This window comes from Pantoea sp. Mb-10, from assembly GCF_021272205.1.
In the GTDB taxonomy this organism is placed as follows: domain Bacteria; phylum Pseudomonadota; class Gammaproteobacteria; order Enterobacterales; family Enterobacteriaceae; genus Pantoea.
Window position 1 is genome coordinate 530,291 of the sequence record NZ_JAJSDX010000001.1, and the last position, 14,864, is coordinate 545,154.

The 14,864-nt window shown below is 58.1% G+C and carries 16 protein-coding genes; 8 read left to right on the top strand and 8 right to left on the bottom strand.

Going from position 1 to position 14,864, the window contains the following annotated elements; genetic code table 11:
- The first annotated feature begins 227 nt into the window (after positions 1–227).
- Positions 228–1,994, top strand: a complete 1,767-nt coding sequence (locus LU196_RS02550; RefSeq protein WP_232758153.1) for a sigma-54-dependent Fis family transcriptional regulator — start codon at positions 228–230, stop codon at positions 1,992–1,994.
- A 10-nt stretch (positions 1,995–2,004) separates the two neighbouring features.
- On the opposite strand, the gene LU196_RS02555 is transcribed toward LU196_RS02550, so the two are convergent.
- A complete protein-coding gene (locus LU196_RS02555) occupies positions 2,005–2,496 on the bottom strand; it encodes a YajQ family cyclic di-GMP-binding protein (protein WP_232758154.1) in 492 nt (163 codons plus the stop codon).
- Positions 2,497–2,617: 121 nt separating this feature from the next.
- Between LU196_RS02555 and panE the strand changes: the two genes are divergently transcribed.
- Complete coding sequence (gene panE / locus LU196_RS02560; RefSeq protein ID WP_232758155.1) at positions 2,618–3,538, top strand: 2-dehydropantoate 2-reductase; 921 nt, start codon at positions 2,618–2,620, stop codon at positions 3,536–3,538.
- Positions 3,492–4,106: a protein deglycase YajL gene (gene yajL, locus LU196_RS02565; protein ID WP_232758156.1), complete on the top strand. Its 615-nt coding sequence runs from the start codon at positions 3,492–3,494 to the stop codon at positions 4,104–4,106. Before panE ends, yajL begins: the two co-directional genes overlap by 47 nt.
- Before the next feature lie 43 nt (positions 4,107–4,149).
- Here the strand turns inward: yajL and thiI are convergent, their stop codons facing one another.
- Entirely contained in the window at positions 4,150–5,598 is a 1,449-nt protein-coding gene (gene thiI, locus LU196_RS02570; protein ID WP_232758157.1) for a tRNA uracil 4-sulfurtransferase ThiI, read from the bottom strand.
- Between the two features lie 233 nt (positions 5,599–5,831).
- Here thiI and xseB point away from each other — a divergent pair, with 233 nt between their 5' ends.
- From xseB to LU196_RS02590, 4 genes are all read left to right on the top strand, one after another.
- On the top strand, positions 5,832–6,074 hold the full coding sequence (gene xseB, locus LU196_RS02575; RefSeq protein WP_232758158.1) for an exodeoxyribonuclease VII small subunit: 243 nt from the start codon (positions 5,832–5,834) through the stop codon (positions 6,072–6,074).
- The gene (gene ispA / locus LU196_RS02580) at positions 6,074–6,973 is read left to right on the top strand and encodes a (2E,6E)-farnesyl diphosphate synthase (protein ID WP_232758159.1); all 900 of its coding nucleotides are present in this window, start codon (positions 6,074–6,076) and stop codon (positions 6,971–6,973) included. The genes xseB and ispA overlap by 1 nt, the downstream gene beginning before the upstream one ends.
- A 19-nt stretch (positions 6,974–6,992) precedes the next feature.
- Complete coding sequence (dxs, locus tag LU196_RS02585) at positions 6,993–8,858, top strand: 1-deoxy-D-xylulose-5-phosphate synthase (protein ID WP_232758160.1); 1,866 nt, start codon at positions 6,993–6,995, stop codon at positions 8,856–8,858.
- Positions 8,859–8,925: 67 nt separating this feature from the next.
- A complete protein-coding gene (locus tag LU196_RS02590) occupies positions 8,926–9,900 on the top strand; it encodes an aldo/keto reductase (protein WP_232758161.1) in 975 nt (324 codons plus the stop codon).
- A 41-nt stretch (positions 9,901–9,941) separates the two neighbouring features.
- Here LU196_RS02590 and pgpA read toward each other — a convergent pair whose 3' ends face one another.
- The 6 genes from pgpA to nrdR all read right to left on the bottom strand — a co-directional run bounded on the left by pgpA (position 9,942) and on the right by nrdR (position 14,005).
- On the bottom strand, positions 9,942–10,430 hold the full coding sequence (gene pgpA / locus LU196_RS02595) for a phosphatidylglycerophosphatase A (RefSeq protein WP_232758162.1): 489 nt from the start codon (positions 10,428–10,430) through the stop codon (positions 9,942–9,944).
- A complete protein-coding gene (thiL, locus tag LU196_RS02600) occupies positions 10,420–11,397 on the bottom strand; it encodes a thiamine-phosphate kinase (RefSeq protein WP_232758163.1) in 978 nt (325 codons plus the stop codon). The genes pgpA and thiL overlap by 11 nt, the downstream gene beginning before the upstream one ends.
- Positions 11,398–11,444: 47 nt before the next feature.
- Positions 11,445–11,864: a transcription antitermination factor NusB gene (nusB, locus tag LU196_RS02605; protein ID WP_232758164.1), complete on the bottom strand. Its 420-nt coding sequence runs from the start codon at positions 11,862–11,864 to the stop codon at positions 11,445–11,447.
- A 19-nt stretch (positions 11,865–11,883) separates the two neighbouring features.
- Complete coding sequence (gene ribE, locus LU196_RS02610) at positions 11,884–12,354, bottom strand: 6,7-dimethyl-8-ribityllumazine synthase (protein WP_232758165.1); 471 nt, start codon at positions 12,352–12,354, stop codon at positions 11,884–11,886.
- Positions 12,355–12,439: 85 nt separating this feature from the next.
- Positions 12,440–13,552, bottom strand: coding sequence for a bifunctional diaminohydroxyphosphoribosylaminopyrimidine deaminase/5-amino-6-(5-phosphoribosylamino)uracil reductase RibD (gene ribD, locus LU196_RS02615; protein WP_232758166.1), 1,113 nt, complete (start codon positions 13,550–13,552; stop codon positions 12,440–12,442).
- 3 nt (positions 13,553–13,555) lie between these two features.
- A complete protein-coding gene (gene nrdR, locus LU196_RS02620) occupies positions 13,556–14,005 on the bottom strand; it encodes a transcriptional regulator NrdR (protein ID WP_232758167.1) in 450 nt (149 codons plus the stop codon).
- Between the two features lie 270 nt (positions 14,006–14,275).
- Here nrdR and LU196_RS02625 point away from each other — a divergent pair, with 270 nt between their 5' ends.
- A complete protein-coding gene (locus LU196_RS02625) occupies positions 14,276–14,836 on the top strand; it encodes a DUF3251 domain-containing protein (RefSeq protein WP_232758168.1) in 561 nt (186 codons plus the stop codon).
- Positions 14,837–14,864 lie beyond the last annotated feature (28 nt).

Consider the following 14,864-nt stretch of genomic DNA (forward strand, 5'->3'; position numbering starts at 1 on the left):
CGCGTGGGTGCGGTCGTCGACAACGTATTTGCAGGCGGTGTGCCAACCTTGCTTTCGTGACGACATTAAGGAATTTAAGATTGTTATTCAGTGAGTTAACGCAAAAGCTTCGCGTAGCGCTGACTGACGCTACCCATTAAAAGCTGCAGGTGTGTTGCAGTTCGCAACACGCTAAAAACCAAATGGCTACAATGCTGCAACACTGATTACTCGTCATGAGGTCCGTTATGCAGGAAAATCGCGTTGCGTCTGTCACCGCTTCTAGCCCGTTTCTCAGCGACTCTTGGTTCCGCAGCCAGCTATATGGCCTTGACCGCACCGCCGATGATTTTCCTCGCCTGCGGCAGAGCGAACTGGCCGATGCGCTGGTCAACAATCATGCCCTACAGCAATTTGCCCAGCCGGTGATTAAGCAGTTGACGCAACAGCTGCGGGAAAAGCAGGCAGTGGTGATATTGACGGATGCTTCTGGCTTGGTGCTGAACACCGCAGGCGATCTGCCCTCCCTGGAGAAGGCGCAGCGCCACGCGCTGGCTCCCGGTAATCTCTGGAGTGAATGCGGGCGCGGCACCAATGCCATCGGCACCGCTCTGGCAATCGATGAGTGCTGCGAGATTGAAGGGAGACAGCACTATTTAACGGCCAATCAGGCGCTCTACTGCGCGGCCATGCCGCTGCAAATGCCGAATGGGCAAATCGCGGGGGTAGTGGATATCTCTGGGCCGGCGCACTTTTCCCATCCGCATACGCTGAAATGGGTTAAGGTCGCTGCGCAGCAAATTGAATATCTGTGGATCAAGCAGAGCTTGCACCCGCAGCAGTGGCTAATGAGCCTGCACGCCGATCCGGCAGGGATTGATACCCGCGAGGAGTTGCTGCTGGTGTTTTCTGATAACCTGCTCACCGCCGCTAATCGCCTTGCTATGCGCGCGCTAGCGCTAAAGCCCGATCAAGTGGGCACGATCTCGTTCCAACAGCTTTTCCCGGCGTTGCCGCAGCAGGCGAGCCGCCTGCCCTTGCCGGTAAATTATCACCAGCAGCGCTATTATTTTCGGCTGCGCGCGCCCGAACGCCTGATGCTGTCTGTACCGCCCTTGCCCGCAGAACCGCCTTTTACGCCGCCTTACGAGGAGGAAAAACTGGTGCGTCTGTTAAACGCGGGCGTGTCCTTATGTATTCACGGTGAAACCGGCAGCGGCAAAGAGCATGTAAGCCGCGCCCTGCATCAACAGAGCCGCTGGCGCACGGGGAAATTCGTGGCCATCAACTGCGCGGCGCTCCCGGAAACTCTGATTGAATCAGAGCTGTTTGGCTACCAGGCTGGCGCGTTCACCGGGGCCAGTAAACAGGGTTATATCGGTAAAATCCGTGAAGCCGATGGCGGCGTGCTGTTTCTGGATGAAATTGGCGATATGCCGCTGGCGCTGCAAACGCGACTGCTGCGCGTGCTGCAGGAAAAAGAGGTGGCGCCACTGGGTTCCACGCAACGCTGGCCGGTTAATTTTGCCGTGATCTGCGCAACCCACCGTGATTTATCACAGCGTGTCTCCGCAGGCGCGTTTCGCGAAGATCTGCTTTATCGACTGCAAGAGTTCTCCTTGACGCTGCCACCGCTGCGCGTGTGGCCCCATCCGCAGCGATTCATTCAGGCACTTTGGCGGGAGCTGGGCGGAGCGTCGCGATGCATTACGCTCGCGCCGTCGTTACTGGACGCGCTGGCCGCGCAGCCGTGGCCGGGTAATGTGCGGCAACTGCGCAGCGTGTTACGCGTGCTGCTGGCCTTGGCGGACGAGGGAGAACGCTTGACGGAACAGCATCTGCCAGCCGAATACCGTTCCGCTGTGGCAGCCCCCACGTTAGGCAGGCAGCATCACGACGACAGGCTTATTGCTGAAACGCTGCAGCGTTTTAACGGCAATATTTCACAAACCGCTCGGGCGTTAGGCATCGCGCGCAGCACGCTTTATCGTCGAGCTGCGCGCGGTAAGCGGTAAAGAGACGGGGTTAATCGCGGAAGTTTTTGAACTGGAACGGCTGGCCAAGATTGCCACCGCGTACCAGCGCCATCGCGCCTTGCAGGTCGTCGCGTGATTTACCGGTCACGCGTAGCTCTTCACCCTGAATTTGCGTCTGCACTTTAAGCTTGCTGTCTTTGATCAGCTTCACCAGTTTTTTAGCGACGTCCGCCTCGATGCCTTTTTTAAGTTTGGCTTCGACGCTCCAGTTTTTTCCACTGTGCACAATCTCTTCTGGCACCTCAAGGGCCGCGCCCTCAATGCCGCGTTTCAGCAGCTTCTCACGCAGAATATCCACCAGCTGCTTCACCTGGAAATCCGATTCGCTGCTGACCTTAATGGTTTCGTTTTTTTCGTTGAGTTCAATGCTGGCGGTGACGTTGCGGAAGTCAAAACGCGAGGACACTTCGCGGTTAGCATTTTCCACCGCATTACGAACTTCCGACAGTTCAACTTCGGAAACGATATCGAAAGATGGCATCTTTTCTTCTCCTGATACTAAAGTGACATGCATAATACGCATCTTACCGCGCTAATTAAACAGGGTACGCGGAAAGCTATAATGACGGTGTGACAATACTAACCCGCGGGCGGGAGGCTGGATGAAAATTACCGTGTTGGGCTGCGGCGCCTTGGGTCAGATTTGGCTCGCCGCGCTGGCCAGGCAAGGGCATGAGGTGCAGGGATGGCTTCGCGTCCCTCAGCCCTATTGTTCAGTGAACGTGATCGATCCGCAAAGTCAGATGAGCAATGACACTTTCATTGCTAACGATCCGCTGTTCCTGGCGCAAAGTCAGCTGCTGCTGGTCACGCTAAAAGCGCCCCAGGTTTCACAGGCGGTGAAAAACCTGCAAAGCGTTCTGCCCGACGCCACCCCGATTTTGCTGCTGCACAACGGTATGGGTACGCAGGATGAACTGCGCGATCTGCCGCAGCCGCTGTTGCGCGGTTTGACCACGCACGCGGCCATGCACGATGGCACGGTGATAAAACACGTCGCTTATGGCATCACTCATATCGGTCCGGCCAGCCGCAGCGCAGCTGGCCTGAGCGCTATGGCGGATGTGCTGCATCAGGCGCTACCCGATGTGGCCTGGCACGACAATATTATGCCAGCCAGCTGGCTAAAGCTGGCGGTCAACTGTGTGATCAATCCGCTGACGGTGGAGCACGATTGTCATAATGGTGCGCTACGCGCCTGGCCTGAACAAATCGATACGCTTTGCCAGGAGATTGCCTGGATCATGGAGCGCGAGGGGCAGCACATTGCCGTCGATAACCTGCGCAATGTGGTGTATGACGTGATCGACAACACCGCCGATAACGTCTCCTCCATGCTGCAGGACGTGCGTGCGCGGCGACAAAGCGAAATTGACTACATTACCGGCTATTTACTGCAGCGCGCCCGCGCGCAAGGCATAGCGCTACCGGAAAACACCCGCCTGTACGATTTTATTAAACGCAAGGAGTTTCATTATGAGCGCGAACGCATCGGTTCTGGTTTGCCTGGCACATGGCAGTGAAGAGATCGAGGCGGTTACCACGATTGATCTGCTGGTCCGCGCTGGACTGCACGTCACGACGGCAAGCGTCGAAAGTGATGGATCGCGTGAGATTGTTTGCTCGCGCGGCGTGCGTCTCCTGGCGGATGCCGCGCTGGTGAACGTTGCCGATGACGACTTCGACGCCATCGTGCTGCCCGGCGGCCTGAAAGGCGCGGAAACCTTCCGCGACAGCACGTTACTGGTCGAGACCGTGCGGCAGTTTAGCTTGGCCGGGAAAATCGTTGCCGCTATTTGTGCCGCGCCGGGTACGGTGCTGGTGCCACACGATCTCTTCCCGGTGGGAAATATGACCGGCTTTCCCAGCCTGAAAGAGACCATTCCTGATGCCAAATGGATGGAACGCCGTGTGGTCTGGGATCCCCGCGTCAATCTCCTCACCAGTCAAGGGCCTGGCACGGCGATCGATTTTGCCCTGAAGCTGATTGATCTGCTGGTCGATAAAGAGAAGGCGCGGGACGTCGCCTCGCAGCTGGTGCTGGCCGCTGGCATCTATAACTATCAAGAGTTCGAAGAGCGAAACGCATGAAAAAGGCGGCCATCGGGCCGCCTTTGCACGTTACGCGCGCGGTTTACGGACGATAAACCTTGACGTTTTTGAAGCCCTGCTCATGCAGATAGAGCGCCTGCAAGCGGCTCATCACGCCGCGGTCGCAGTACAGTAGCCAGGTTTTACTCTGATCGAGATCGCCAAACTGCGTGCCTAATTTATAAAATGGCAGGGACTTCACCTCCACGCCTTCCAGCGCCAGCGGCTTCTCTTCCTGCTCATCTATCGCACGAATATCCAGTACCACGTCGTTAAGCTGGAAGGCGTCTACGGTTTCAATCTCAACCACTTCTTCCTGGGTGGCTTCGGCGATTTCGCGGATATCCACATTGGTGGCTTCCTGCACCATGCGATCGAGTATCGAAAAATCGAAGTTCTGCTCTTCCGCTTCGATTTTGGCTTTAACGGCTTTCACCGTCGGACTTTTGGAAATTACGCCGCAATATTCCGGCATCGTGCGGGCAAAATCCTCGGTACCAATGGCGCGCGCCAGATCGATGATGTGCTCTTTATCGTGTGAGATCAGCGGGCGCAGAATCAGCGTATCCGACGCGTTATCGATCAGGCGCAGGTTGGTCAGCGTCTGGCTGGACACCTGACCCAGCGCTTCACCGGTGACCAGCGCCTGTACACCGTAACGCTCCGCCACCTGAGAGGCCGCGCGCACCATCATGCGCTTCAGCACCACGCCCATTTGGCCGTCGTCGACCTTTTCCAAAATCTCCCCGACGACCGGTTCAAAATTGATGGCGACAAAACGCACGCGGTGCGATCGGCCAAACCGCTGCCACAGATAGTGGGCCACCTGGCGCACACCGATTTCATGGGCTGCGCCGCCCAGGTTAAAGAAGCAGTAATGCACACGGCAGCCGCGGCGCATGAGCATATAGCTGGACACACCGGAGTCAAAACCACCGGAGATCAGCGACAGAACGTCTTCCTGCGTCCCGATAGGGAAGCCACCCAACCCTTCGTAGCGCTGCGTGATCAGCAGCAGGCGATCGTCCTCGATCTCAAGGTTAACGGTCTCATCGGGATGCGTAAGCTGTACGCGCGCGCTCTCAATATGCTGGTTCAGGCCGCCGCCGACGTAGCGTTCGACGTCGGTGGAGCTGAAGCTATGCTTACCGCGACGCTTCACGCGCACGCGAAAACTTTTCCCCACCAGGCGCTCGCGGTTCAGCGCCAGCGTCTGCTCAAAAATGTCGTGCATATCGGTATACACCCGATCTTCAACCGCCAGCACGTGGTGAATACCGGGGATACGCGTGAGCTCTTCCGCGAGGGTGTCGCGCAGCGCTTCTTTTTTGCTGCGCACTTCAATGTGATCCCAGTGGCGTACCACGGCGATCTCGTCGTCGACGGTGCGTAAGGTGTTACGAATATTGCCGGTCAAAATTTTGATAAAGCGCAGGCGCACCGACTGACTTTTGATGGTGATTTCAGGGAAGAGCTTGATGATAAACTTCATGGCGACACAGCTTTGTTGGCCAAATAAGTGCTAAAAGCAGTGGCACTTAGCTGGTAAGATCATATATTGCGGGTTGAACAGAGGTCCACCGCATCCGAGGCGCGCAAGTATATCACCTTTGCCTGGTGACTGCTTCTGCAACAGCAGTCGCATTGATTATTTTGCTAATTAATCCTCGTCGGCTACCATGACCGATTGCAACATGATTTCCAACCTGTGAGTCGACTCTGAATATGCCAAAAAAAGCCGAAGCGCCAGCCAGTTTTGAACGTTCCTTACAGCAGCTCGAAGAGATTGTGGGCCGACTGGAAAGCGGTGAATTACCGCTGGAAGAGGCGCTGAATGAATTTGAGCGCGGCGTACAGTTGGCACGAACCGGCCAGCAAACGCTGCAGGCCGCAGAGCAGCGCGTCCAGATTTTGTTGAGCGATGATAAAGACGCCGCGCTTGCTCCTTTTACGCCGGAAAATGACTAATGGATTTCGCTAACGCCCTTAGCGCCTATCATGAGCGCGTTAATCTGGCACTTACGCGCTTCATTGCGCCACTGCCCTTTCAGAGTTCTCCTCTGGTGAATGCCATGCAATATGGGGCATTATTGGGCGGCAAACGCCTGCGCCCTTTCCTGGTTTACGCCACGGGCGAGATGCTCCAGGCGAATCCGGCCAGCCTTGATGCCCCGGCGGCGGCCGTTGAGTGTATTCATGCCTACTCGCTGATTCACGACGACCTGCCTGCAATGGACGATGATGCGTTACGTCGCGGACAACCAACCTGTCATATAAAATATGGTGAAGACACGGCAATCTTAGCTGGCGATGCTTTGCAGACGCTGGCATTTTCGATTTTAGCCGAGCAGCCGATGCCGGGCGTTTCTGCCGAGGCGCGTCTTGCCATGGTGCGCGAATTGGCGCACGCCAGCGGCGTTGCCGGCATGTGCGGTGGCCAGGCACTGGACTTAGCCGCCGAGGGCAAACAGATCGGTCTCGACGAGCTTGAGCAAATTCATCGTCACAAAACGGGCGCATTAATTCGCGCCGCGGTGCGCCTCGGCGCACTGACGGCGGGAGAAGCGGGTCAGGCAGCCTTGCCCGCGCTAAATATCTACGCGGATGCGATTGGCTTGGCTTTCCAGGTCCAGGACGACATCCTGGACGTGATAGGCGATACCGCAACGCTGGGTAAAACACAGGGTGCCGACCAGGCATTGGGAAAAAGCACGTATCCCGCCCTGCTGGGATTGGACAACGCGCGGCGTAAGGCCAGCGATCTCCATCAGGATGCGCTAGGCGCACTTGAGACCCTTGCGGCACAGCATTACGACACCACCGCCTTGCAGGCACTGGCAAGCTTCATAATTGAACGCGATAAATAACTTTCATAATGAGTCTCTGATGAGTTTTGATATTGCAAAATACCCGACACTGGCATTGGCGAGCACGGTTCAAGAATTACGTTTATTACCGAAAGAAAAACTTCCGGAACTGTGTGACGAACTGCGTCAGTATCTGCTGGACAGCGTAAGCCGCTCTTCCGGCCACTTTGCTTCGGGTCTGGGCGTTGTCGAACTGACGGTCGCGCTACATTATGTGTACAACACGCCGTTTGACCATCTGGTGTGGGACGTCGGCCATCAAGCCTATCCCCACAAAATCCTGACGGGTCGCCGCGATCGCATTGGCACGATCCGTCAGAAAAACGGCCTGCACCCGTTTCCCTGGCGTGGCGAGAGTGAATACGATGTGCTAAGCGTCGGCCACTCCTCCACCTCGATCAGCGCCGGGCTGGGCATGGCGGTGGCGGCAGAGCGCGAAGGCAAAGGCCGTCGCACCGCCTGCATTATCGGTGACGGCGCCATCACCGCAGGCATGGCGTTTGAAGCCATGAACCACGCGGGCGACATCAAGCCTGACATGCTGGTGATTCTGAACGACAACGAAATGTCGATTTCGGAAAACGTCGGCGCGCTGAACAATCGCCTGGCGCAAATTTTATCGGGCAAGACTTACTCACGTCTGCGCGAGGGCGGCAAGCGCGTTCTCGGCGGACTGCCGCCGATCAAAGAGCTGGTCAAACGCACTGAAGAGCACCTGAAAGGCATGGTGGTACCGGGCACGCTGTTTGAGGAGCTGGGCTTTAACTATATCGGTCCGGTAGACGGGCATGACGTGCTCACGCTGGTGAGCACGCTAAAAAACATGCGCGATCTTAAAGGCCCGCAGTTCCTGCACATCATGACCAAAAAAGGCAAAGGCTATGCGCCAGCGGAACAAGATCCGATTGCCTGGCATGCGGTGCCGAAGTTCGATCCTGCCAGCGGTTCGCTGCCGAAAAGCGTGCCGGGCCTGCCAAGCTACTCGAAAATCTTTGGTGACTGGCTGAAAGAGACCGCCGCTGACGACGCTCGCTTGATGGCGGTGACGCCAGCGATGCGTGAAGGCTCGGGCATGGTGAGCTACTCGCGCGAATACCCGCAGCAATATTTTGACGTGGCGATTGCCGAACAGCATGCCGTGACCTTCGCCGCCGGTATGGCCATTGGCGGCTACAAGCCGGTGGTTGCCATTTACTCTACCTTCCTGCAGCGCGCCTACGATCAGCTGATTCATGACGTGGCAATCCAGAAGCTGCCGGTGCTGTTCGCTATCGATCGCGGCGGCATCGTGGGCGCCGACGGTCAAACTCATCAGGGTGCGTTTGATATCGCCTTCCTGCGCTGCGTGCCCGATATGGTAATCATGACCCCGAGTGATGAAAACGAGTGTCGCCAGATGCTTTATACCGGCTACCACTATCAAGATGGGCCGAGCGCCGTTCGCTATCCGCGCGGCACCGGCACGGGCGCCGCGCTGCAACCGCTGGCCAGCCTGCCGCTGGGCAAAGGGATAGTCAAGCGCCATGGCGAACAGCTGGCCATTCTCAACTTTGGCACCCTGCTGCCAGAGGCCGCCGCCGCCGCCGAGGCGCTCAACGCCACGCTGGTGGATATGCGCTTTGTTAAACCGCTGGATGAGGCCCTGATCGCTGAACTGGCGGCCACGCACGACGCGCTGGTCACGCTGGAAGAAGGCGCGATCAAAGGCGGTGCCGGCAGCGGTGTGAATGAATACGTCATGGCCAAACGCCTGCGCGTACCGGTGCTCAACCTGGGCCTGCCGGATGAGTTTATCCCGCAGGGCACGCAGGAAGAGGTGCGACACGACTACCAGCTGGATGCCGCCGGTATTCAGCAGCAAATCGCCGGCTGGCTGGCGCAGTAATCTCCTCCCTGGCTCCTGCTGCTATGCTTGAGGGACTCTCCCCAAACGCATAAGAGCAGGAGCTCCAATGAAAACCGTTCGTTTAGGCCAGACCGATTTACAGGTGTCCCGACTCTGCCTGGGATGCATGACGTTTGGCGATCCCACGCGTGGCAATCACGCCTGGACGCTGCCAGAAGAGAGCAGCCTTCCGCTGATTAAACAGGCGCTTGATGCTGGTATCAACTTTTTCGACACCGCCAACAGCTACTCCGACGGCAGCAGTGAAGAGATACTTGGCCGCGCACTCAGCCAGTATGCGCGCCGCGAAGACGTGGTGGTCGCAACCAAGGTTTACTTTCCACTCAGCAACTTGTCTCAGGGCCTGTCGCGCAACGCTATTTTGCAATCCATTGATGACAGCTTGAAGCGCTTGGGCATGGAGTATGTGGATCTTTTGCAGATTCACCGCTGGGATTACCACACGCCAATCGAAGAAACCCTGGAGGCGCTGGATACGGTGGTCAAAGCAGGCAAAGCGCGCTATATCGGCGCCTCATCCATGCATGCCGCGCAATTTGAACAGGCGCTAAACCTGCAGCGCGCGCACGGCTGGGCCCGCTTTGTCACCATGCAGGATCAGTACAACCTGATCCAGCGTGAAGAAGAACGCGAAATGCATCCACTGTGCCAGCGCGAAAACATTGCGGTGCTGCCGTGGAGCCCGCTGGCACGCGGCAAGCTGACGCGGCCCTGGGGAGAAACCACCGCCCGTTCGGTATCAGACAATGTGATGGCGCAGCTTTACACGGGGACAGAGGAGAATGATGCTCTGATCGCTGAGCGTCTGGCGGCGGTTGCGGCAGACAAAGGTGCTACGCGGGCGCAAGTTGCCCTCGCCTGGCTGCTGCACAAACCGGTGGTCACCGCACCGATCATTGGCGCCTCGCGCGAGCAGCAGTTTGCAGAGTTAATCAAGGCGGTAGATGTCGCGCTCAGTACCGCGGAGATAGCGGAGCTGGAGAGCGTGTACCAAAGGCATCCGGTGACCGGGTTTGAGTGATCTTAGCGCCCTTCTCCCCCACGCCACGCGTGGGGGAACGGTTAGACCACCAGCCCCAGGCCGTACAGCAGCGCCGCCGCAATCACGCCAGCAATGATGTCATCCACCATAATACCCATGCCGCCGTGCACGTTGCGGTCGAACCAGCGGATCGGCCATGGCTTCCACATATCAAAAATGCGGAAAAGCACAAAGCCCGCCAGCACCCACTCCCAGCGCATCGCGGGAATGGCCATCAGCGTGATCCACATACCGATAAACTCGTCCCACACGATGCTACCGTGATCGTGCACGCCCATATCTTTGGCGGTGCGGTGGCACAAATAGACGCCCACGCTGATGCCAATCAGCACCAGCAGGCAGTAGAGTTGCAGCGGGAGCGCCGTCATCAGCCACCAGAAGGGAATGGCCGCTATCGAGCCGGCCGTGCCGGGCATGATGGGGCTCAAACCGCTGCCAAATCCGGTAGCGAGCAGGTGCCAGGGATTACGCATGCGCAACCGACCTTTGGCAATATCTTTACCGAGCATCAAAGTGATCGAATCCTGTGTAGTTAACGCTGCGCGGCTTGCCGTGTTGCAGCAGCGTCAAGCCTTCGGCGTCCGGTGCAATCTGGCCGATGCAGGTGTAAGGCACGCCCAGGTGGCCCAGCGCCACGTCCAGCGCACCGCGGTTCACTTCTGGTACCGTGAAGCACAGCTCGTAGTCTTCGCCCCCGCTCAGCGCCCAGTTTAGCGCCTGTTCCGCGTCGAAATGGTCACGCAGCGCCGAGGAGAGCGGTAGCGCATCCAAATTTAGCCTTGCGCCAACACGGCTGGCCGTAAGGATATGGCCAAGGTCAGACAACAAGCCATCGGAGATGTCGATCGCGGCGGTGGCGAGATTGCGCAGCGCCTGCCCCTGCAAGACGCGCGGCATCGGGCGCAGATGGCGCTTAATCAGCGCCTCATGCATAGCAGGATCGTTCAGCCGATGATGATGCTGCAACAGCGCCAGGCCCGCCGCGCTATCGCCAAGCGTGCCGGTGACAAAAATCCAGTCGCCCGGTTTCGCGCCCGATCGCTTCAGCGCGCGCCCTACCGGCAGCAAGCCATGAATGCCCAGCGTCAGGCTCATGGGGCCGCGTGTGGTATCGCCGCCGATCAGTTGCATATCGTAATAGTCCAGCAGCTCAAACAGGCTGTCGCTAAACGCCGCCAGCCAGGTTTCGTCGATCTCGGGCAGGGTCAACGCCAGCGTCAGCCAGGCAGGATCGGCGCCCATGGCGGCCAAGTCACTCAAGTTAACCGCTAGCGCTTTATAGCCGAGATCGGCCGGATGGATATCACGCAGGAAGTGAACGCCCGCTACCAGCGTGTCGGTGCTGATGGCCAGCGTCTGTTTGTCAGGCACATTGAGCAAGGCGCAGTCGTCGCCGATGCCCTTTTCCACATCGCGGCGGGAGCTGGTGACGCGATTGAAATAACGTGCGATCAGTTCAAATTCACCACAGGACATAAATCAGGTCTCAATGAAAAAAAAGGCCGGATAACCGGCCTTCGCGTTTATTTTTTATGAGGTCGAATTTGTGGCGCCGCTTTATCAAGTACGCCGTTGACGAACTTATGGCTATCCTCTGCACCAAATACTTTGGCCAGCTCAATACCTTCATTGATGGCGACTTTGTAAGGCACATCGCTGCGCTTGCTCAGTTCATAGAGAGAGAGACGCAGAATGGCTTTTTCCACCTGGCCCAGCTCTTCCAGCTGACGCGACAGGTACGGCTTCATCAATCCATCCAGGTACGCGCTGTTGGTCGCCACACCGGACAGCAGTTCGCGGAAATAGCTAATATCAACGTCTTTGACGTCTTGTTCCGCCAGAAACTGGTATTCCACATCGGCAATGTCGTTGTTGGACAGCTGCCAGGAGTAAAGCGCCTGGACAGCGCACTCACGGGCGCGACGACGAGCAGCAGGTTTCACAAAATTCCCCTTACAAAAATCAGGCTTTAATGGCTTTCAATACGTTAATCATTTCGAGGGCAGTCAGGGCCGCTTCGGCACCTTTGTTACCCGCTTTTGTGCCGGCGCGTTCAATCGCCTGCTCAATGTTTTCTGTGGTCAGTACGCCGAAGGTAACGGGAATATCACTGGTCATGGCCACGTTGGCAATGCCGGAGCTGGCTTCGCCCGCCACGTACTCAAAGTGGGCCGTGCCGCCACGGATTACCGTGCCCAGCGCGACGATGGCATCGTGCTTGCCCGTTTTGGCCAGCGCACGTGCCGCCAGCGGCAGCTCATAAGCGCCGGGTACCCAGACCACGGTGATGTTTTCTGCTTTTACCTGGCCGATACGCTTCAACGCATCTACCGCGCCATCCAGCAGGCTGTCATTAATGAAGTTGTTGAAACGAGCAATAACGATGGCAATATTTGCGTCAGGCGTGGCAACCGCAGCTTCGATAACTTTCATACATATCCTTAGGGTGTTTGTTTTATGGCCCCGCAGAAGGGGGCGGATTCTATCATACTCTTTAGCAACGCGCTCAGGCTTTTCCTTACATGCGCTCGCGTGGCGTCAGCGTCAAGCGCAGGTCGTCGCCAACGCGGCGCACGTCGCTGAAGGCAAAGGCTGGCGCGTCGGCAAGCCGTTCCAGTCCCGGTAGCGTGCAGAGACCACGCGCCGCGTCGCCTAACAGCGTCGGTGCGACATACACAATCAATTCGTCCACCACGCCAGCCTGCAGCAGTGCGCCCGCCAGGCCGGCCCCGGCCTCAACCCATACGCTATTAATTTGGCGCTGACCGAGCAGCATCATCATCGCCACCAGATCCAATTGGGTGTCGCGCAGCGGCACCGCGATTTGGCTCACCGGCTCGGGCCACGGCTGATCATCGCAGTGGCTGCGCATCAGCCATGTCTCACCCGGCTGAGTGATGAGGCGATGCTGCGGCGTCACGCGCTGCTGGCTGTCAATCACCACGCGTACCGGCTGACGCAGGCTGGATTCCGTCTGTAGCGCCTGTGCGTCTGCACTCAGCGCCGACCAGCGTACCGTCAGCGCCGGGTCGTCAGCCAGCACGGTGGCGCTGGTGGTCAGAATCGCAGAACTCTGCGCCCGCAAACGCTGCACATCACGCCGCGCTGCCGCCGAGGTGATCCACTGGCTTTCACCGCTCGCCATGGCGGTGCGTCCATCCAGCGACGCGCCCAGTTTAAGCTGTACCCACGGAAAACCGGTGCGCATGCGCTTCAGAAAGCCACGGTTCAACGCTTCCGCTTCCTGCATCATCAGCCCGTGGCTCACCGCGATCCCGGCCTGCTGCAGGCGATAAAGCCCTCGTCCTGCAACCTGTGGATTCGGGTCCTGCATCGCCGCCACCACGCGCGTCACGCCCGCCGCAATCAGCGCCTCGCAGCACGGCGGCGTGCGGCCATGATGGCTGCAAGGCTCAAGCGTGACATAAGCGGTGGCCCCGCGTGCCGCATCACCGGCCATGCGCAGCGCGTGCACTTCGGCGTGCGGTTCGCCCGCGCGCTGGTGCCAGCCCTCCCCCACAATCTCACCGTCACGTACGATGACGCAGCCAACGTTGGGGTTAGGCGTGGTGGTAAACCGTCCACGTCGCGCCAGTTCCAGCGCGCGCGCCATATAGCGTTCATCGGTCATCACTTAATCCTGTAAGCGGGCAATCTCTTCACCAAAATCACGGATATCTTCAAAGCTGCGGTAGACCGAAGCGAAACGAATGTAGGCAACCTTATCGAGCTTTTTCAACTCTTCCATCACCAGATTGCCAATCAGTTTGCTGGGAATTTCTCGCTCGCCGGTGGCGCGCAGCTGCGTTTTAATGTGGTTGACCGCGTTGTCGACCGCATCAGCGCTTACCGGCCGCTTCTCTAGCGCTTTCATCATGCCGCTGGCCAACTTGTCTTCATTAAACGGCTCGCGCACATCGTTGCTTTTTACCACGCGCGGCATGACCAATTCCGCCACTTCAAAGGTCGTAAAGCGCTCGTGGCACACCAGGCACTGACGGCGGCGACGCACCGACGAGCCTTCACCGACCAGGCGCGAATCAATCACTTTGGTGTCCACGGCGGCGCAAAATGGGCAATGCATGACGTTTCCTGTCGCGATAATAAGGGGCAAACAGTGTAGCGCTTTCTCGAAGGCAACAAAACATAGCGTGCTGAATCAACGCGCTGACGTCGCCGCTGCGCGGCGTAAAAAACGCGCTACGCTTAACGAGGCTTATCGGGCGCCACGTCTGGCCGACCACGGGGAAAAGTATAATGCTCTGAATTTTGTCCGCCCTGCGCTTTGTGCCCTACATCCTGATAAGATCTTTCTCACTCGCTTACGCACGTTTAAAAACAGAAAGGACATTGCATGACGTTCAGGATGCTTTCGGCTTCGGCCGCCTTTTCACTGCTGCTTAGTGGTTGCAGCGCGACGCCGCCTTCTCCGCAGGTTAACGCGCTGCATCAGGAAGTCAGTCAGCTTAATCAACAAATGCGCACCTTGACCCATCAGGCCACGGCGCTGGAAATCCAGGGCCAGCTCAACGGTCAGCTGAATCAGGGTGCCTGGCTGCTGCCGCAGGCCAAAACGCCGGTAGAGCTGGAAACGCAGGTGGGTAAATTGCGTCTGTCGCTGGCGCACGTGCGGGGCGAGCCAGGCGGCAGCCGGGCGGAGTTGACGATTGCCGCGCCCGAAAACCAGCCGCTGCCCGCGCTGCGTGCGCAGGTGGTGTGGGGCGAACTGGATCCCGCCAGCGGTAAACCGCTTGAGGCGGAAAGCGTGAGCCAGCCGCTCACCGTGCCCGCGGGGCTGACGCCGCGCAGCACGGTAACGGTGCCGCTGCGCCTGAACGGGTTCAATCCGCAGCAGCTCGGCTATGTGCGAATCCATCAGGTTGAACCTCTCCTCTCTGCTTCAACGCAGCCCTGATGGCAAAAAAAACGGGCTGCACAGCGCA